The 18,305-nt window shown below is 59.7% G+C and carries 18 protein-coding genes; 14 read left to right on the forward strand and 4 right to left on the reverse strand.

What is annotated here, in order from left to right:
* Positions 1 to 43 precede the first annotated feature (43 nt).
* Both CKW20_RS11235 and gcbA read right to left on the reverse strand, forming a co-directional pair.
* Complete coding sequence (locus tag CKW20_RS11235) at positions 44 to 1,993, reverse strand: methyl-accepting chemotaxis protein (RefSeq protein WP_371857417.1); 1,950 nt, start codon at positions 1,991 to 1,993, stop codon at positions 44 to 46.
* A 48-nt stretch (positions 1,994 to 2,041) separates the two neighbouring features.
* Complete coding sequence (gene gcbA, locus CKW20_RS11240) at positions 2,042 to 3,712, reverse strand: diguanylate cyclase GcbA (RefSeq protein ID WP_095052959.1); 1,671 nt, start codon at positions 3,710 to 3,712, stop codon at positions 2,042 to 2,044.
* Between the two features lie 324 nt (positions 3,713 to 4,036).
* Here gcbA and CKW20_RS11245 point away from each other — a divergent pair, with 324 nt between their 5' ends.
* The 10 genes from CKW20_RS11245 (at position 4,037) to CKW20_RS11290 (ending at position 13,778) form a co-directional block, all read left to right on the forward strand.
* Positions 4,037 to 5,188, forward strand: coding sequence for a DUF2515 family protein (locus CKW20_RS11245; protein WP_095052960.1), 1,152 nt, complete (start codon positions 4,037 to 4,039; stop codon positions 5,186 to 5,188).
* Positions 5,185 to 5,868 (forward strand): hypothetical protein, encoded by a 684-nt coding sequence (locus CKW20_RS11250; protein ID WP_095052961.1) that lies wholly within the window; start codon positions 5,185 to 5,187, stop codon positions 5,866 to 5,868. The genes CKW20_RS11245 and CKW20_RS11250 overlap by 4 nt, the downstream gene beginning before the upstream one ends.
* 14 nt (positions 5,869 to 5,882) lie before the next feature.
* The gene (locus CKW20_RS11255) at positions 5,883 to 6,389 is read left to right on the forward strand and encodes an Hcp family type VI secretion system effector (protein WP_095052962.1); all 507 of its coding nucleotides are present in this window, start codon (positions 5,883 to 5,885) and stop codon (positions 6,387 to 6,389) included.
* Positions 6,386 to 6,862 (forward strand): hypothetical protein, encoded by a 477-nt coding sequence (locus CKW20_RS11260; RefSeq protein WP_095052963.1) that lies wholly within the window; start codon positions 6,386 to 6,388, stop codon positions 6,860 to 6,862. The genes CKW20_RS11255 and CKW20_RS11260 overlap by 4 nt, the downstream gene beginning before the upstream one ends.
* 153 nt (positions 6,863 to 7,015) lie before the next feature.
* Positions 7,016 to 8,083 carry a DUF2333 family protein gene (locus tag CKW20_RS11265; protein ID WP_095052964.1) on the forward strand — a complete coding sequence of 356 codons (1,068 nt, stop codon included), beginning with the start codon at positions 7,016 to 7,018 and terminating at the stop codon, positions 8,081 to 8,083.
* A gap of 3 nt (positions 8,084 to 8,086) precedes the next feature.
* Positions 8,087 to 8,656 (forward strand): NUDIX hydrolase, encoded by a 570-nt coding sequence (locus CKW20_RS11270; protein ID WP_095052965.1) that lies wholly within the window; start codon positions 8,087 to 8,089, stop codon positions 8,654 to 8,656.
* Positions 8,657 to 8,930: 274 nt separating this feature from the next.
* Positions 8,931 to 9,302 carry a translation initiation factor Sui1 gene (locus CKW20_RS11275; protein ID WP_095052966.1) on the forward strand — a complete coding sequence of 124 codons (372 nt, stop codon included), beginning with the start codon at positions 8,931 to 8,933 and terminating at the stop codon, positions 9,300 to 9,302.
* Positions 9,303 to 9,521: 219 nt separating this feature from the next.
* Positions 9,522 to 11,435 carry an arginine decarboxylase gene (speA, locus tag CKW20_RS11280; RefSeq protein ID WP_095052967.1) on the forward strand — a complete coding sequence of 638 codons (1,914 nt, stop codon included), beginning with the start codon at positions 9,522 to 9,524 and terminating at the stop codon, positions 11,433 to 11,435.
* A gap of 232 nt (positions 11,436 to 11,667) precedes the next feature.
* Entirely contained in the window at positions 11,668 to 12,984 is a 1,317-nt protein-coding gene (locus CKW20_RS11285; RefSeq protein WP_095052968.1) for a contractile injection system protein, VgrG/Pvc8 family, read from the forward strand.
* Positions 12,981 to 13,778, forward strand: a complete 798-nt coding sequence (locus tag CKW20_RS11290; protein WP_095052969.1) for a DUF4123 domain-containing protein — start codon at positions 12,981 to 12,983, stop codon at positions 13,776 to 13,778. The genes CKW20_RS11285 and CKW20_RS11290 overlap by 4 nt, the downstream gene beginning before the upstream one ends.
* A gap of 12 nt (positions 13,779 to 13,790) precedes the next feature.
* Here the strand turns inward: CKW20_RS11290 and CKW20_RS11295 are convergent, their stop codons facing one another.
* Both CKW20_RS11295 and CKW20_RS11300 read right to left on the reverse strand, forming a co-directional pair.
* Complete coding sequence (locus CKW20_RS11295; protein WP_095052970.1) at positions 13,791 to 15,131, reverse strand: MATE family efflux transporter; 1,341 nt, start codon at positions 15,129 to 15,131, stop codon at positions 13,791 to 13,793.
* 190 nt (positions 15,132 to 15,321) lie between these two features.
* The gene (locus tag CKW20_RS11300) at positions 15,322 to 15,615 is read right to left on the reverse strand and encodes a hypothetical protein (protein WP_095052971.1); all 294 of its coding nucleotides are present in this window, start codon (positions 15,613 to 15,615) and stop codon (positions 15,322 to 15,324) included.
* Positions 15,616 to 15,807: 192 nt separating this feature from the next.
* On the opposite strand from CKW20_RS11300, the gene CKW20_RS11305 reads away from it, so the two are divergent.
* Genes CKW20_RS11305 through CKW20_RS11320 form a run of 4 tightly spaced genes read left to right on the forward strand, consistent with a single transcriptional unit; the run spans position 15,808 to position 18,109 of the window.
* Positions 15,808 to 16,110: a MazG-like family protein gene (locus CKW20_RS11305; protein ID WP_095052972.1), complete on the forward strand. Its 303-nt coding sequence runs from the start codon at positions 15,808 to 15,810 to the stop codon at positions 16,108 to 16,110.
* Complete coding sequence (locus CKW20_RS11310; protein ID WP_095052973.1) at positions 16,110 to 16,859, forward strand: methyltransferase domain-containing protein; 750 nt, start codon at positions 16,110 to 16,112, stop codon at positions 16,857 to 16,859. The genes CKW20_RS11305 and CKW20_RS11310 overlap by 1 nt, the downstream gene beginning before the upstream one ends.
* A gap of 12 nt (positions 16,860 to 16,871) precedes the next feature.
* Positions 16,872 to 17,498, forward strand: coding sequence for a DUF4136 domain-containing protein (locus CKW20_RS11315; protein ID WP_095052974.1), 627 nt, complete (start codon positions 16,872 to 16,874; stop codon positions 17,496 to 17,498).
* A gap of 53 nt (positions 17,499 to 17,551) precedes the next feature.
* Entirely contained in the window at positions 17,552 to 18,109 is a 558-nt protein-coding gene (locus CKW20_RS11320; protein ID WP_095052975.1) for a DUF4136 domain-containing protein, read from the forward strand.
* Positions 18,110 to 18,305: the final 196 nt, after the last annotated feature.

The following is an 18,305-nucleotide window of genomic DNA, read 5'->3' on the forward strand; positions in this document are numbered from 1 at the left end:
GTTGTTCTGACGCCATCGCGGGCTTGCCCGCGATGGCGGATTATCAGACGCGGAAAGCCTGAACGGCTGTATGCAACCGTCCACCCAACACCAACAAATTCTCCCCTTGCTCCCGCCCCTCGCCGATGCGCAGCAAGTTATCCCCACCCAATCGATGAATCCGCTCACTGTGATCGCGAATTTCGCTGACAGCGCCGCTCTGCTGGGCAGTGACATCGGCGATGCGCACGGCGGTGTCGGAGATGGTTTGGATCGCCCCAACGATTTTATCCAGCGCGCCATCGGCAGCCTGGGCCTGATTGGCCGTGGCTTCGGCATGTTCGACCTGAGCACGCATGCCTTCGACCGATTGCCGGGCGGCGGTTTGCAGGCCGGCAATCAACGTCTGAATCTCTGCTGTCGCTCCGGCAGTGCGTTGCGCCAGTGAGCGAACCTCTTCGGCCACTACCGCAAACCCTCGGCCCATTTCTCCGGCGCGGGCCGCTTCGATGGCGGCATTCAGGGCCAGCAGGTTGGTCTGGTCGGCAATCGAGCGAATCACCGTCAGCACACCGCCGATGGTCGCCGACTCTTCGGCCAGATGTTCGATCATCTGTGCGTTGCCTTGCACTTCACCCACCAGCGCATGCAGCCCGGTGAGGCTCAGGCCGATCACTTTCTGACCGTGCTCAACCGCCAGTCCGGCATGGCGGCTGGCGTCGGCGGCCTGGCTGGCGTCACCGGCGACTTGTTGAATCGTCGCTTCGAGTTCGCCAAGAGAGTCGCGGATCAACGCAGTGTCGCCGGCCTGATGCTCGGCGCCGCTGTGCAGGTCATTGCTCAACTCGGCCAGCGTCCGGCTGCTGCCGGCGACTTGTTCGGCGTTGAGGCGAATGGTGCCTACCAGGTCGACCAGATAGGCGCGCAAGCGATTGAGCGAGGCTTGAATGTCATGCAGTTCGCGGTTGGTCGCGCCCAGTTGAATGTCGCGACTGAAGTCACCTTCGGCCCAAGTCGACAACGCCGGGGCGAGGTTGGTCAGGGTTCGGGCCAGGCGTCGCTGCAAGGTATCGATGAGCAATGCGATCAACAGGATCAGCCCGATCATCACCCCCTGCATCAGCCGCACTTCGCTCTGGATTTGCCCGTGCTGGGCGCGCACCACCGGTTCCAGTCCGGCAATCGCCTGCTGCACGGCGGTGATTTTCAGGTGCGTCGCGGCGCTGAGGTCGGCGCGTTTCTGGATCTGTTCGCGAGTGCGCGCCAGTTCCGAAGGGTAGCGGGTGAGCAGGCTGTTGAGTTCACGCTTGAGGCCGACACCGGCATCTTCGGCGACGGTTTTCTCGGTGTTCTCCAGCCCCATCATTGCGGCGAAGTCATCGGTGTTCGATTCACTGCTGCTGGTCACGCCGAGTAGCGGCAAGGCGTTCAGTTGTTCGGCCTGTGTGCGGATATTGCTGACTTCGCGCTCGACATCGGCGGCCAGTTCGCTACGACCACTGCTGACCAGTTTTCCCCGAGCCAGAGACAGTTTGCCCAAGTGTTGGGACGCAGTGAGCAAGGGGGTCAGGTACACCGCATTACCGCTGGCGTATTGGCTGAGCTGATCGAGGCTGGCGCCGAGTTCGCGTTCGGCTTGCAGCAATAGCGCTTGCGGGTCACCGGCGAGTTTGCCGGCAGCCAACAGGTCGGTTTTGCTGAATTCATTCAGATTCGTCAGGCTCGGGCGCAAGGTGTCGGCCAATGCCGGTGGCAACTCACCCAGTTCCTTTTGCAAGGCGTCGATGGCCTGGCTGGCGCTGCTCAGGCGCAGGGCATCGCCGCTGGCCAGGTAATCCTCGACATTGCGTGCCACTTCATTTTGAAATTGCTGAGACAGTCCCAGATAACGCTCCATCAATAGATAGGGGCGCTCCAGAGCTTTTTGCGACCACCAGAGCGTGGCGCCAAGGGCCACGCACACGGCGACCAAAAGGAGGGTATTGAGATTGGTCAACAGCTTCAGGCGCATCATGGTCTACCAACGGCAGAATGGTAAGTGCCTGAAGTTATTGCGTTCCTGTTACAGAGTTATGACCGAATGGGTCGATTCCGATGAAAAAGTGGCACTTTGCTTTGACTCCCGCGCGGCGTGTACGCGGTTACGTCCGGCGTTCTTCGCACGGTACAGCGCTTCGTCAGCCTGGCTGGCCATCAGCAGGCTGTCAGAGTCTTCGCGCAATTCGACGACGCCGGCGCTGAAAGTGCACCAGAGGTCCTGCGGCTGGGCCGGGTAGTGAATTTCGGCAAAGCGCTGACGGATTTCATCGAGCACCTTGTAGGCTGATTCGATATCAGTGTCCGGCATGACGATAGCGAACTCTTCACCGCCGTAGCGGCCAATGAAGTCGGTCTTGCGCAACCGTTGCTTGAGGAACAGCGCCAGGCTCTTGATCACCCGGTCGCCCATGGGATGGCCATGGCTGTCGTTGACCCGTTTGAAGTGATCGATATCGAGCATCGCAAAGCTCAGCGGCTTGTTTTCACGACGGGCGCGGAATGAACAGTCTTCGAGCAATTGCAGAATGTGGGTGTGGTTGTACAAACCGGTCAGGCTGTCACGCACCATCCGCGCCTTCAGATTGCGTGCCCGTGCCGCGCGGTTGCGCACGGTAGTGATGAGGTGTCGCGGCTTGATCGGCTTGGTCAGGAAGTCGTCGCCGCCCTCGCTCATGGCGTCGAGCTGCTTGTCCAGGTCGTCTTCGGCTGACAGATAAATGATCGGCACGCTGACATAGCGGTCGTTATGCCGGATCACCTTGGCCAGTTCAGTACCGGTGCAGGCCGGCATGTACATGTCGAGGATGATCAGGTCCGGCTGGAAGTCCGCCAGTTCGGCCATGGCCTGGATCGGTTCGATCAAGGTCCGCGTGATGATCCCGGCGCTGTTGAGCAGGCGTTCAGTGTGCAAGGCCTGAGCGCGGGAGTCGTCGATGATTAGCACTTTATAAGGTTCGTACTGGGCGACGCAGGTCAGGACTTCGATCTTTTCCAACAGGCTTGAAGCTTCGAGAGTGCCGGTGAGAAATTCCTGGCCACCAGCGCGCACAGCGGCGAGGCGCGTCGGGGTATCGGTTTCATGCAGGCTGAAAAACAATAGCGGCAAGGGCTGATCGAGGCCTTCCTGGGCTTCGGCCGCCAGTTTCAGGCCGATACCGGCGCCACTGAAGTCGACGTCCATGACAATCGCCGCCGGCAAGCGCTCGACCATCGCGGCGTGGAACGCGGCGACACTGTCGAGGGATTGAGCGCTGAGCCCGAAGAATTCAAGTTGTTTGGCCAGCCGCTCGGCCCGGTCGTGATCCTGTAGCATCACGTAGATCGGCTTGCGCAGCGGCGGCAGAAAGGTTTGCTCGAGCTGATCACCATGACGCAGGCCGGTGCGGGACAGACGCTGCATCAGGCGATTGAGGTCGGTGATCAGTCCGCTGCTCAGGCGTCCGCGATTGGCATCGACCGCTTCCAGCGATTGGCCGATGTGGCGCGCCAGTTGGGTGTGTTCCGGTTGTTCGAAACGTTCGGCAAAGCGCAGCAGGCGCAGATTGGCCTCACTCAGCTCCGACAGGTCGGTGGTTGACCATTCGTTACGTTGCAGGCGTTGCCATATCTCAAGAATCTGACGTGCCTGATGAATTACCCGCTGGGCAAAGTGGTGCTTGAGGCGCTCACGGCTGGGGTCTTCTGGCTCGGTCATATCCTGACTACTAGTTAGGGTGCATGCTGAGATCGACTGGTGGCTCTATGCTAGCACCTCTTTTCGATCGCATGAGTGTCGTATGTCAATAATCTGCAAAGCGACTTCATTCAGATTCTGACCAGATGGTCTGAATGGACTTGTCTGAAATCTGAATATGCCCGTGCATTGGGTCCTTCAGGATTTTTCCTCTTGGGTTTTACGTAACGTCCTTACGACCAGCGAGTTTTGTCTGTCAGGGATTTCTGATTTTTTGCGGACTTGATTCGGACGGGTTTTCGGCTGGTAGGGTTCAGGGATTCCCTTAGATGCCACCCACAAATCATGACCCAGTGTTTCAAAGAACAACCCTGCGATGAGCAGCGCCTGAACTACAACAGCACGCCCGTTGCTGACTGTGAATGCAATGAGGTGCGGCTTTATGGCAGCAAGACCCTCGTTACCGACGTGCCGATTCTTACGTGCTCATGCCTGTGGCGTCGCTACCAGCGAGAGGCGGAAGAAATCGTCGCACCTGATGGTGTATTGATTGGCGACCCGGTAGAGCGCAACCGCGTGATCAATGCTGCGTACGCCCGATTGTGGCTGCATGACTCAAGGTTTCAGTGGGCTGGGCTGGCGGCGTTTGCCTCAAAGCAGGTCGGTTGTGGATTACTCCATGCGACGGACAGTATTGAACTCATTCGCGAGGAGCGAGAGGCGCTGCAGCGTTTGCGGGAAAGCCGGCGTGAGTCAGGGTTATTGACTCGGGACAGAATGTCCAAGCAGGCAGATGAATTGCATGACTATAAAGAAGCCGACTCGCGTAATCCGGTGCCCTCTGTGGATTTCCGTTCACAAGGGGAGGACTTGTCGCTAGTTCAACAGCAGTTCCGGCATGTGCACGACATGATGGCGCTGGGCAATACCACGTTGTTTCTGGATGTCTTTCCGTTGCATGAGTTTTATGCGAAGCGTGGGTTGGAGGAGTTGAAGCAGTGCCTGGACGCTCGAGGAGGAATTTTTGATCATCCGGCATATCCTGTGCTGTGGCCGGTGGAGCGAGAGAAGCTACAGTTTGGGCTGAATCAGCCCGAGATTTTGCTAGCGTTCGAAGCTATAGACGCTGGGGATATAGCCGGTAGCGTGGAGTATCTGGCGTGGCATGAGCAGAAAAACATCCTGCAGTCGGTCATCTATGAAGACCGCCAACTGGTGGCGTTGCTGCGTGGCAATCATGCTGCCTACGTCACAGGCTTTCCTTCCGGTGTGGCCCAGGCGATCGAGTTGACGCTCACCAGCCAATGCCAGCGCGTGGAGGACGGGCGCACCATCGGTTTTGGCAATAACCCGCTGGCGGATTTGTCGGACCTCAAGCAACGAATGGCCTTCGTGCTCCAGGCCGCGAGACGCTTTGATCAACTGCTCAACGACCACCAGCGTAGTGCCCTGGAGCAGTCGATCAGCGAGATAGCATCGCGTGGTGCAAGCTCATGAAGCTGCGGCCATGGCTGTTCGGTAGGCATTGTGGCGCATGGCTGCTGGTTCTGGCGGTCCTGGCGCTGGCCGCTAAACATCAGCTGACGCAGCCTCTGTGGGACGAGCCTGAAGTCGTTGTTGAGCTGGGAGGGACGTATGAAGACCTGAGCAGAAACTCTTCTGTCACTGTTACATCGCCAATACGCGGGCACATCACCTACGGCATTCCCAAGGCCGATGCAAGGTTGCGATTCGTCGATCCGCAGTTCGGGTTCACCACGCCTGCGGCGCGTTTTTTTACGGTCGGTTATAACGACAATGTCATTTACAGCCTCCGCATGTCCCCACAGGTCGAGCCGCTCCTGATAGACGACGCTCTTAAAGTTGTTCTCGACCTGCAAGGCCAGTGGCGCGAAAAAGGTTGGGTACCAAGGTTGCTGCGAAACAATCCCACGATTGCCGATACCCCCGAATGGCGGGCGTGGCTTCGGCAGGGAATTCTGGCCGGGCGATCTTATTGGCTGGCCGGCGATAAGTATCAGGCCGTGCTGGTACTCGGCCGCTTCAAGGATTCTAGAAAACCCACCGAAGAGCGTTACCTCATTGACCTCTCAGTTGCCAAACCCTGGACGCCCTTCGACGAAATCGAAGACATGTACGACGAACCCAGTCACTTCCCCGCCCCGCAACCCAACTAAAAAGGAGCCCCACCATGCCAACCCCCGCCTTCATGACCCTCCACGGCAAACGACAAGGCTTGATCAGCGCCGGGGCCTTCACCGAGGCATCGGTGGGCAACGTCTACCAATTGGGGCGCGAGGACCAGATTATGATCCAGGCCCTGAGCCATGGCATTTTCGTGCCCAGAGGGTCGGGAGCGGGACGCCGGATGCACAAGCCCTTGATCATCACCAAGACAATCGACAAGGCTTCGCCGCTGATCAACATCGCTTTGTGTTCCGGGGAATTGCTCAGCAAGTGCCGTGTCGAGTGGTATCGCACCTCGGCCCATGGCACTCAGGAGCATTTCTACACGATGGAGCTGGAAGACGCGGTGATCATCGGCGCCGAAGTGCTCATGCCGCATTGCCAGGATCCCGCCACTGCTTACCTCACTCAGCTGGAGAAGGTCCACTTCAGTTACCGGCGGATCTATTGGCGGCATGAGGTCAGCCGAACCATGGGCTCTGACGAATGGAGCGCCGAGGAGCAGGGATGAGGCTCGTCAAGGAGTTTCATCTATCCGCGTGGGAGCGCCAACATGCTTGTTCCAGTGAGCAAGCACTGGATTACGTGCGCCAGGCGTTGCTCGATCGGCAACCCATCGAAGGCCTGGACGAGTTGCGTGCCGGCCTGCTGATCAATATCGACAGCGAGGTGCTGGAGCAGGTCGAGCGTGGCGAGTGGTGGCTGATCCGGGCTGAGGCCGACTTTGGCGACTGGGTGGTGCCAGCGCGCACATTCGATCAGGCGGTCATCGAGTTGATGAAAAATCCGCCGGTTCAGCCCTCGCGACGGCCAAGAATCTTCCGTCTGGTTGACAGCGTAACGGGCGAGCCGCTGACGCGGCAGCCGTATATCGCGACTGTGGACGGGCAGGCTGCCCAGCGCCGAACCGACGGTGAGGGCATCGCCCATCTTTTTGCTTCGGCGCAGGTGAGGGAGATTTCAATGAAGGTCATTGGCGTATAGCGCGGGCATGGATGCTTGAGTTCATTGGCAACGGTTGCCGCAGATTCGTGCGGTAATTTTCGGGATAAGCCCAACGGCAGGTGCCGGTCAAAGGCACGTTGTTGTATGGTTGTGGTCGAACCGATGAACTCAAGTGATTGAAAGGATATCGCCATGCTGGACTGGAAGAACCGCACAGGCAGCGCGCCTGAGCGTGCCGCTGAACCAAAATCGGCCACCCGCAGTTATCTTGGCGGCCTATTGTTCAGCCGGGCGCTGGCTACGCTAATCGTTCTTTACCTGCTGGTAGCGATCGGGTTGGGCTGGTACTGGAGCCAGGAACCGGCGCTGTTCCCGGTTCAGCAGAATGCCCAAGTAGCGGCCGAGAAAGAAGGCAAGCAGATGGTGGTCGGGTACACCACGGTGGAAACCCTCAAGACCGTCGCCGGTACTTTGCTGACCAAACCGGGCGGCTATATTTCCAACGACCGTTTCCCGCCAGGCCTATGGATGGACAACATGTCGAGCTGGGAATATGGCGTGCTGGTCCAGGTCCGCGACCTGAGCCGTGCGCTGCGTAAAGACTTCGCCCGTTCCCAGTCACAATCCGCCGAAGACGCCGACCTGGCCAAGGCCGAGCCGCGTTTCAACTTCGACAACAAAAGCTGGGTGCTGCCATCCAGTGAGTCCGAGTATCAGGAAGGCATCAATTCCCTGAGTCGCTATCAGGCTCGTCTGTCGGGTCCTGACCAGAAAAGTGCACTGTTCTATGCCCGCGCCGACAACCTGAACAACTGGCTGGGTGATGTGGGAACCCGTTTGGGTTCGCTGTCGCAACGGCTGTCGGCCAGTGTCGGCCGGGTCAAGCTCAACACCGCATTGAAAACCGAAGTCCCGGCGCTCGGTCAGGTGCCGCAGGTTGACGAAGAAGTCGTCGAAACTCCGTGGCTGCAGATCGATAACGTGTTCTACGAAGCCCGCGGTCAGGCCTGGGCCTTGTCCCACTTGCTGCGCGCCATCGAAGTCGACTTCGCCGATGTGCTGGCGAAGAAAAACGCCACGGTCAGCGTGCGTCAGATCATTCGTGAGCTGGAGGCTTCGCAAGAGCCGGTCTGGAGCCCGATGATCCTCAACGGCAGCGGCTTCGGTGTGCTGGCTAACCACTCGCTGGTCATGGCCAATTACATCTCCCGGGCCAACGCTGCGGTGATCGATTTGCGTCAATTGCTCAATCAGGGTTGAGTCATGGTTGATAGTTCCATCGATAGCATGCGTGAGGCCGCCCACCGCGCGGCCTCCGATGCCGAACAGATCGCCTGGGTCGACGAACAGGACAACCTGCTCGGCGCTCTGGTCCGCTCCGACCTGCGCGAACGCGAGCTGATCGGGCGCGGCACCTACATCATGCTGTTCAATTCTGCCGGTGAGCTGTGCGTGCACCGGCGTACCCTGAGCAAAGCGATTTACCCCGGTTACTGGGACGTGGCGGCCGGCGGCATGGTGCTGGCCACCGAAACTTACGCCGAATCGGCGGCCCGTGAGCTGGAAGAAGAGCTGGGCGTGAGCGGTGTGGAACTGACTGCCCATGATCACTTTTTCTTCGAGGACACCGGCAACCGACTCTGGTGTTCGGCGTTTTCGGCGGTGTGGGACGGCCCGTTGATCCTGCAGCCGGAAGAAGTGCTTGAAGCGCGCTTCATCCCGATCGATCAGGTCCTGCTGGAAATCACGCAGAAGCCTTATTGCCCGGACTCTCTGGCCGCCTTGCAGCGCTATCTTCGTGCCCAAGGGAATAACGTCGCAAAAGAGCTATAAATTGGCGCCGATTGGCTCTTAGCAATCGGCCTTTTTGCCGTTACACTGCGCGACCTTTTCAAGCTGAACCGGTAATGCTTGTTGTAGGAGCTGCCGTAGGCTGCGATCTTTTGACTTTAGCTTTTGAGTCAAAATCAAAAGATCGCAGCCTCGTTGCACTCGTCAGCTCCTACACCGGGTTTTCCGTTTCAGTAGCGCTGCCCCTGCCTGAGTGGGGCTTCGCGGTCGATGGCATCTGCCACGACCAGTCTTTGTCCTCCCAAGAGGATTGCCGGTGGCCAAAAAAGCCGCATCCTTCGCCGCCCTTGGTGGCCTGGTATTTTCCACCGACGCAGGTCGTCATTGCCCGGATTGCAGTCAACCGGTGGATGCCTGCATCTGCAAACAAACCGTTATTCCGGCCGGCGACGGCATCGCTCGCGTGCGTCGCGAAAGCAAGGGCCGTGGCGGCAAAACGGTGACCACCATCACCGGCGTGCCGTTGGCCGAAGACGCGCTCAAGGAACTGGCCACCACGTTGAAAAAACGTTGCGGAACCGGTGGGGCGTTGAAAGACGGAATCATCGAAATCCAGGGCGATCATGTCGAGCTACTCTTGGCCGAGCTGATCAAACACGGTTTCAAGGCGAAGAAGTCCGGCGGCTAGCAGCCTCTGTGAAAACCACCCGCGGCTTGATCCAGTCCCGACTTCATTGCGGGCTGGCGTCGTCTCCATGGTTTTCACAGAGCCTGTTCATGACCGGTTTCTAAACTCACTGCGGTCAGCGAGGTCTACCCCCTCGTTGACGAATCGTCATTTTCATTCTTTAGACTGCGCCGGCCTGAACCCAGGCGACGCTCTATGACTTCTTTATAGGGGACTTCGATGTCCGTACGACGCACACGCAAAGACGATGGCAGCCAATGGACAGTTGCGGACAGCCGCAGTGTTTACGGGATTCGCCATTGGGGGGCCGGGTATTTCGCGATCAATGACGCCGGTCGCGTCGAAGTTCGTCCGAACGGCCCGACCAGTTCATCTATCGACCTGTTCGAGCAAGTCGACCAACTGCGCAAAAGCGGTTTGTCCTTGCCGTTGCTGGTGCGTTTCCCCGACATCCTGCAAGACCGCGTGCGTCAACTGACCGGCGCGTTCGACGCCAACATCGAACGCCTGGAATACCAGAGCAAGTACACCGCGCTGTACCCGATCAAGGTTAACCAGCAGGAAGCGGTGATCGAAAACATCATTGCCACCCAGAACGTATCGATCGGTCTGGAAGCCGGCTCCAAGCCGGAACTGCTGGCGGTGCTGGCGCTGGCGCCGAAGGGCGGCACCATCGTCTGCAACGGTTACAAGGACCGCGAGTTCATCCGTCTGGCGCTGATGGGCCAGAAGCTCGGTCACAACGTATTCATCGTGATCGAGAAAGAATCCGAAGTCGGCCTGGTGATCGAAGAAGCGGCGTCGCTCAAGGTCAAGCCGCAGGTCGGCCTGCGCGTGCGCCTGTCGTCCCTGGCGTCGAGCAAGTGGGCAGACACCGGTGGCGAAAAATCCAAGTTCGGCCTGTCGGCGGCGCAACTGCTGTCGGTGGTCGAGCGTTTCCGCGCTGCCGGCCTGGATCAGGGCATTCGCCTGCTGCACTTCCACATGGGCTCGCAGATTGCCAACCTGGCGGACTACCAGCACGGCTTCAAGGAAGCGATCCGTTACTACGGCGAGCTGCGCAACCTTGGTCTGCCGGTGGATCACATCGACGTCGGCGGCGGTCTGGGTGTCGACTACGATGGCACTCACTCGCGTAATGCCAGTTCGATCAACTACGACATGGACGATTACGCCGGTGTCGTGGTCGGGATGCTCAAGGAGTTCTGCGACGCGCAGAGCCTGCCGCACCCGAACATCTTCTCTGAAAGTGGCCGCTCCCTGACCGCTCACCACGCCATGCTGGTGGTGCAGGTGACCGACGTCGAGAAACACAACGACGACGTGCCGAAGATCGATAACAAGGAAGAGCTGCCGGAAACCGTGCAGTGGCTGGTTGACCTGCTCGGCCCGACCGACATCGAAATGGTCACCGAGACCTACTGGCGCGCCACGCACTACATGAGCGACGTGGCCACTCAATACGCCGATGGCAAGCTGACCCTGGCGCAAAAAGCCCTGGCCGAGCAATGCTACTTCGCCGTTTGCCGCCGCCTGCATAACTCGTTGAAGGCCCGTCAGCGTTCCCACCGTCAGGTGCTCGACGAACTCAACGACAAGCTGGCCGACAAGTACATCTGCAATTTCTCGGTATTCCAGAGCCTGCCGGACACCTGGGCCATCGGCCAGGTCCTGCCGATCCTGCCGCTGCACCGTCTCGACGAAGAGCCGCTGCGCCGTGCGGTGCTGCAAGACCTGACCTGCGACTCCGACGGCAAGATCAAGCAATACGTCGATGAGCAGAGCATCGAAACCAGCCTGCCGGTACACGGTTTGAACGAAGGTGAAGACTATCTGCTGGGGATTTTCCTCGTTGGTGCCTACCAGGAAATTCTCGGCGACATGCACAACCTGTTCGGTGACACCGACTCGGTGAACATCTACCAGAACGCCGACGGTAGCGTGTACCACGCCGGTATCGAAACCCACGACACCATCGAAGACATGCTGCGTTACGTACACTTGTCGCCGGAAGAGCTGATGACCCACTACCGCGACAAGTGCGCCAGCGCCCGCATCAGCGCCGCCGAGCGCACCCAGTTCCTCGATGCCTTACGTCTGGGCCTGACCCGTTCGTCTTACCTGTCTTCTTGAGGTAAGGTTCCGTTCTCATCGGGTTGTCTGAAAATTCTCCATACGTTGGGGAAATTTCAGATGACCTGGTGCGACACTTCTCTCTTTTCAAGCGAAATGACCCACAGACCGGGCTATCCAGCGATGTGGTCTTCTTTTCGCGTAGGTCATTTCCTAAGTTGTACTTCGGCACTCTACTCGGCCATGTCTCTCAGCGAGAATCCCCGGCCGCCCCTCCTGTAGAGAATCGCCGATGTTCGATCCAGCCAACGAGCCATCATTTCGTCTGGATATAGCGGGTCTTCCCGACCCCTTTGAGGTCTTGGCCTTTACCGGTAGCGAAGCCATCAGCGAGCCTTTTATGTTCGACGTGGATCTGCTGAACAGTGACCCGACGCTGGACCTCGCAAGCCTGCTGTACCGCTCGGCCTTTTTGCACTTCGGGCCTGAGGGGCAGGGTATTCACGGGCAGTTGCTTGGCCTCGTTCAGCTCGGCCATGGCGGTGAGCCCAGGCTCTGTCGTGTCCGTCTGGGTCCCAGGCTGGCATGTCTGGCCCAGCGCTTCAATCAACGAATCTTCAGCCATCGTTCGGTGCCGGAGATTCTCGCTCAGGTGCTCAAGGAGCACGGCATTACCGGCCAGGATCAGCGCTTCGACCTGAGTGGCGATTACCCGCCCCGTGATTTCTGCACGCAGTACCGGGAATCGGACCTGCAATTTCTCCAGCGTCTGTGCGCCCAGGCGCGGCTTCATTACTCCTTCGAACACTGCGCACGCGGACACTGTCTGGTGTTCGGTGATGGGCAGTTTCGCTGTGGCGAAGAAGGCAACTTCGAGGGGGAGGGCGAGCGGCCAGGAGTGCATCAGTTCAAGCTTCACGGTTGCGGGCAGATCGCCGAAGGCCAGACGAATCTGGCGACATTGCGCAGTGGTCAACTGATGCCGCTGTCCGGCCATCCGAGCGTGGACTGGAATCGTCTCTGGCTACTGACCCGTGTCGAACATCTGGGAGGGCAGGAACCGGGGCTTCCTTATAGCAACCAACTGCGCGCCGTTGTGCAGGAAATGCCTTTCGTGGCGGCTGATTCGGTCGTGAAACCCAGGATGCACAGCCTGCAGCGGGCGTGGGTGGTCGAGGTCGATGAGTCTCAACCGGATCTGTCCAGACCGGTAGCGGTGCAGTTTGACTGGCTTTATCAGGGTGAGGGCGCAGCGCCCAGCCACTGCTGGTTGCCGTTGGCTCCCGAGCTGGACGGCGCGGGCACCTTGCCGTTGAGTGAAGGCGCGCAGGTGCTGGTGAGCTTTATCGAAGGCGACCCGGACCAACCCGTGATCAGCGGATTTCTTCCCGGCGCAGCGTCGAGCGCAGAGCCAGTCATGCCCGACCTGCAACCCTCTTTGACGACCGATGTTAGCCCGGCGATCGAGGGCTTGCAGGGCTTGCTGCAAGCCAGCGAACCCTTGGTGCTCCTGTGCCTGCTGCCCGGCGGCGGCAGTTTCAGTCATTGCGCGCAGTCCTTTTGTACCTGCCGGGCGGCGATGCAGCTTGGCCAGAGTGGTGCGGCATGATCGCCGCTCAGGCGACCGACTCGGCCCCGCAATGGCTGTTGCTCGATGTGCCAGGCATGCCTCAGGCCGGTGCGAGTTTACGGCAACAGTTTGCTCATGCTCGATGGTTCCGCCTGTTCGAAGGCACCGAATTTCACCCGTTGCGTGAACTCGGGCCGGTGCTGGTCGACCTTCGCGAGTGCCCGGCACTGGCCGAACTGTGCCAAAGTGCACCCCATGCCTGGAGCGGGTTACTGCTGGTCAGTGAAGCATCGCCATCGCAGCTGCTGGAGCATTTGCGACGCATGCTCGTGGTCACCTTGGGTCTGCATCACCGGGCTTTGTTGAGTTACTACAATCCACACACGGCGAGTTATTTTTTCGATGCCTGCGATGCGCAGGAGCTGAGTCGCTGGCTAGGTCCGATCGAGCAGTTGCGCTGGTTCGGCGGCACCTGGGCCGACCGGGCCATTGGCTGTCAAGGCTGGCAGCAGTTGTTGAACCCGCAGCTTGCCGTCCGGCCACTGGCCATCGAAGAAAACCTTACCCCGCGTCAGCGAGATACCTTGCAAACCTGCCTGCTGGAACAACACGCCTGGCACTGGAGCCGATCCACCGGCACCGACTACTACACCTTGTGGGCTTACCTGCAGGAAGGGCTGGCGCTGGGTTTCAGCGAACGTCCGGTGCTCGATGGCTGGTTATGGTTGCGCTTGCAGCATCCCGACGCAGTGGCCGGGCAGCCGTTGTCGGGAGCCACCCAGCAGGAGCGTCTCGATAGCCTGCGTAATCTATGGCAGAACGATCAAGCCTGAAGCTGACCCTCGTCATCCGTTGAGCCAGCTGTCGTGCTTGCGCAAGTACCAGGCGAACGCGCCAAGGATCAGACTGCGCATCAACATGAACAACAGGAAGGTTATCCACAGTCCATGGTTGCCCAAGCCTTGCAGCGCCCAGGCGAAGGGCAGCAGCAGGATCACCGTCAGTAGCATGCCGTTGCGCATTTCCCAGGCGCGGGTGGCGCCGATGAACAGACCGTCGAGCAGGTAACTCCAGACGGCAATCAGCGGCAGTACCGCGAGGTAAGGCAGGTAAAGGAAGGCGGTGTCGCGCACGCTCTGGATGTCGGTCTGCATCTCGATGAACAGGTGCCCGGCGAACAGAAACAGCAAGGCAAATCCCACACTCGCCAGCAATGACCAACCGCACGCCACCACCAATGAGTGGCGCAGGGCCTCTCGGTCGCGAGCACCGATGGCGTGTCCGCACAGGGCTTCTACGGCATGAGCCAGACCGTCCAGAGCGTGGGCGGTCAGCAGCAGACCGTTAAGCAGCAATGCATTGGCGGCGACGGTGGCATCGCCCAGCCGCGCGCCCTGCACGGTGATCAGGAAAAATACCGACTGCAACGCCAGGCTGCGGATGAAAATGTCGCGATTGACCGCCAGCAATGGGCGCCAGCTCTGCCACAACGCCAGCGCGGCCCAGGCGATATGGCCGGGATAAGCGCGCAGAGCCTTGCGGGTCATGAACAGGCCGACCAGCGCGCCGGTCCACTCGGCGATCACCGAGGCCCGGGCCGCGCCGACCACGCCCCACTCCAGACCGAGCACGAACCAGAGGTTCAGCGCGATGTTGATCAAGTTGGTGCTCAGCAGAATCGCCAGCGGCGCCCGAGCATTCTGAGTGCCGAGGAACCAGCCCACCAGTGCGTAGCTGGCCAGCGCCGCCGGCAACCCGAACAGCCGCGTGTGGAAGAACTCGCGGGTGAGCTGATCCAGCTCCGCCGACGGTTGCATGAAGTGCAACGCGACCCCGCTCAACGGCACGCCCAGCGCCCCCAACAGCAGGGCCAGGCCCATGGCCAACAATAAACCCTGGAGCAAAATCTGCCGCAACGCTGCGCCATCCCCGCGCCCGGCAGCCTGGGCGGCGAACCCGGTGGAACCCATGCGCAGAAAACTCATGGCCCAGGCGAGAAAGGTGTACAGACTGGCGCCCACCGCGACAGCGCCGAGTTGATGAGCATGGGGCAGATGGCCGACGACGGTACTGTCGACCAGCGCTACCAGCGGTACGGAAATGTTCGAGAGAATCATCGGGGCGGCGAGCGCCCAGACTCGACGATGGGTCGGACGGTCGCGCCAGTCGGCAATCAGGTTGGACATGCAGGCTCCTTGGGGGCGCCTGCATTGTAGCGGCAGATTGTGTTCAGCTAAGCGAACGCAATCTACAAAACATCAGAGATCTAATGTGGGAGCGGGCTTGCTCGCGAAGGCTTTCTTACATTCAACATGTCAGTCGACTGACACACCGCTTTCGCGAGCAAGCCCGCTCCCACATTGATGGTGGGTTACCTTAATGAATAATCCAGCTCAGCAACCACAACCCCAGCAACAACCAGATAATCCCCATGATGATCGACGCGTTCATGAAGGCGCGGATCGCTGCCCACAACAGTATCAGCCCAATGATCAGCGTGATGATGCTGACGATCGAAGTGTCCATGCCCAGTGCCTGGGCCAACCCTTCGACAAAATTGCTGCCGGCGTTGCTCAACAGGTTGAACAGACCACTGAGGGCGTCGATGATGAACCGGATAGCCGAACCGATTATCTGGCCGAGCCATTCGAAAAAGCTTTCTACCTGCATGTGTACGTCCTGATGGAGTGGTGGCGTGGTTGCCGGATCCGAGCCTTGGGCTATTAATCGTGCTGTCGAGTTCCCGTAGGAGCTGCCGAAGGCTGCGATCTTTTGGAGTATGGCGCAAAGTGCGCAGGCACAACGCTTCCACTTGCCTTCACCCGCCATCCCCCGGAAGCTATACGCCTTCAGGAGAGCCCGATGAACCTTGTTGAACTGACCGAACGCCTGCACGCCATTCGCGACCGCAATGACTGGCGGCAATTTCACAGCCCGAAAAACCTGGCCATGGCCGCGAGCGTGGAAATGTCCGAGCTGGTGGAGATTTTCCAGTGGCTGAGCGAAGACCAGTCGCGCCAGTTACCGGCGGACAAGCTCGCCCATGCCGGGCAGGAAATCGGCGACATCGTGCTGTATCTATTGCTGCTGTGCAGCGAGTTGGGGTTGGACATGAATGAAGTGGTGCGCAGCAAACTCGCGGACAGCGAACGGCGGTTCAGCTGATGAGCGACCGTCATTTCGATCAGCTGGCGACTCGTTTCGCCGAAAAAATCTACGGTGGCGCCAAAGGTGCAATCCGTCTCGCGGTGCTGCAGGCCGACCTGGCTGAAGCCCTGCCGGACCGCCCGTTGCGCGTACTGGACATCGGCGCCGGTCTGGGCCACATGTCGTTGTGGCTGGCCGAGCGCGGTCATCAGGTGACCCTCGCCGAGCCCGCCGAACCGATGCTTGAAGGCGCCCGTCAGCGCTTCGCCGAAGCGGGGCAGACGGCGACGTTCATTCAGGCGCCATGGCAGGATCTGCTCGGTCAGCTCACCGAACCCTACGACCTGGTGCTGTGCCACGCCGTGCTGGAATGGCTGGCCGAACCCCATGCGATTTTGCCGGTGCTGCATCAGTTGACGAAGCCGGATGGCTGGTTGTCCCTGGCGTTCTACAACCGCGATGCGTTGATCTACCGCAACCTGCTCAAGGGTCATTTCCGCAAGATGCGCAAGAATGACATGGCCGGTGAGAAGCAGAGCCTGACCCCGCAGCAGCCGCTGGATCCACGGGAACTGGCGGCGCAACTTGAGAGCATGTGGCAGGTCGAAACCCAGAGTGGGGTGCGGGTTTTTTACGACTACATGCCGGTGGAATTCCAGGCCCGCGTCGAACTGCCGGACTTGCTGGAAATGGAACTGGCTCACCGCCGCCACCCAAGCTTCGCCGGGCTTGGGCGCTATTTGCACTGGATCTGTCGGCCGATCTGACCGGAGCTCGTAATGAAAAGTCGTTCAGGGTTACTGGTGATCTGTCTCGGGTTGGCGGCCTGTCAGGGCAGCAACCCTTATGTCGCGACATCCAATCCCCTGCCACCGGCACCGCCCCAGGCCGCCACCACCTTCGACCGCAGCGCCTACCCGGCGCCGCCACGGGATTACGGGCGCTATCGCAGCTGGACCTGGCTCAACGGGCGCCTGCCACCGGGCACTGCCTGGGCCGATTCGGCGCAGGTGGCCGAAGCGGTTAGCAATGCCCTCGATCAACGCGGCTTGCGCCCGCTGCACGACAACCGTCCGGCGGACCTGTTGGTCAGTGCCGATTTGCGCCTGGAAACCCGCTTGCGTCAGGTTCAGGACGACTATGGTTACGGTGGCGGTTACTACGGCGGTGGTTATGGCGGTTACAACCGCTACGGCAGCGGTTACGGGATGTACAACACCGTGCCGGTCATCCGTACTTATCAGGTACAAGTCGTGGTGGTGCAGGTCGATCTGTTCGACGCGGGCACCGGTCAGCCAGTGTGGAGTGCCAGTGCCGAAACCAGCAATCAGGGCAGCCAGAGCGAGCGTGCCGATGCCATACGCGAAGCTGTCGAAAAGGCCATGTCGGCGTATCCTCCTAATTAGCTTCCCGTACAAGAAGCCTCCCGCAGGTGCATGTCTTCTATCGGAGAAAAATCATGTTCCGCCGCCTCGCTTTACTGGCCATGGCCGCGCTGCTCACTGCCTGCGCCGCCAACCAGGTCAATCATGACTTCGATGCCAGCCGCGACTTTGCTGCCTACCGTAGCTGGAGCTGGAAAGAGCCCGCCGTGCAATACCGTCCCAATGACCCACGGATCAAGAGTGATCTGACCGAACAACGTATCCGCCAATCCGTTGCCGATCAGCTGGATCAGCGTGGCTTGCGTCCGGCCGCCGCCGGTGCCAGTTCGGATCTGAAAGTGCAGGCCTACCTGATCGTCGAAGACCGCCAGCAACAGGTGAGCACTAACTATGGCGGCGGTTATGGTGGCCCATGGTACGGCTACTGGGGCGGGCCGATGTACACCGAAACCCGCAACGTCAGCTATAAGGTAGCGACCATCCAGATCGACCTGCTCGATGGCAAGGACGGCAAACTGGTATGGCGCGGCAGCGACGAGCAGACGCTCAGCCGCACACCGAACCCGCAGGATCGCAGCAATAAAATCCACGAGACGGTCGGACGGATATTGGCTAACTATCCACCGCACTAAACGCTGAGCGATCCAACACCACAGCCCCCTGTAGGAGCGAGGCTTCCCCGCGAAGAACGATAACGCGTAATGCCTGAAAAACCGCGGTATTTTCTTCGCGGGGAAGCCTCGCTCCTACAGGATCTTCGTCGTCATACAAGCCCAAAATAAGTCCATTCCCACATTGGGTTTTTGTTGTCTTGGATGGCATGTTGCC

Source organism: Pseudomonas sp. Irchel s3b2, assembly GCF_900187445.1.
GTDB lineage: Bacteria > Pseudomonadota > Gammaproteobacteria > Pseudomonadales > Pseudomonadaceae > Aquipseudomonas.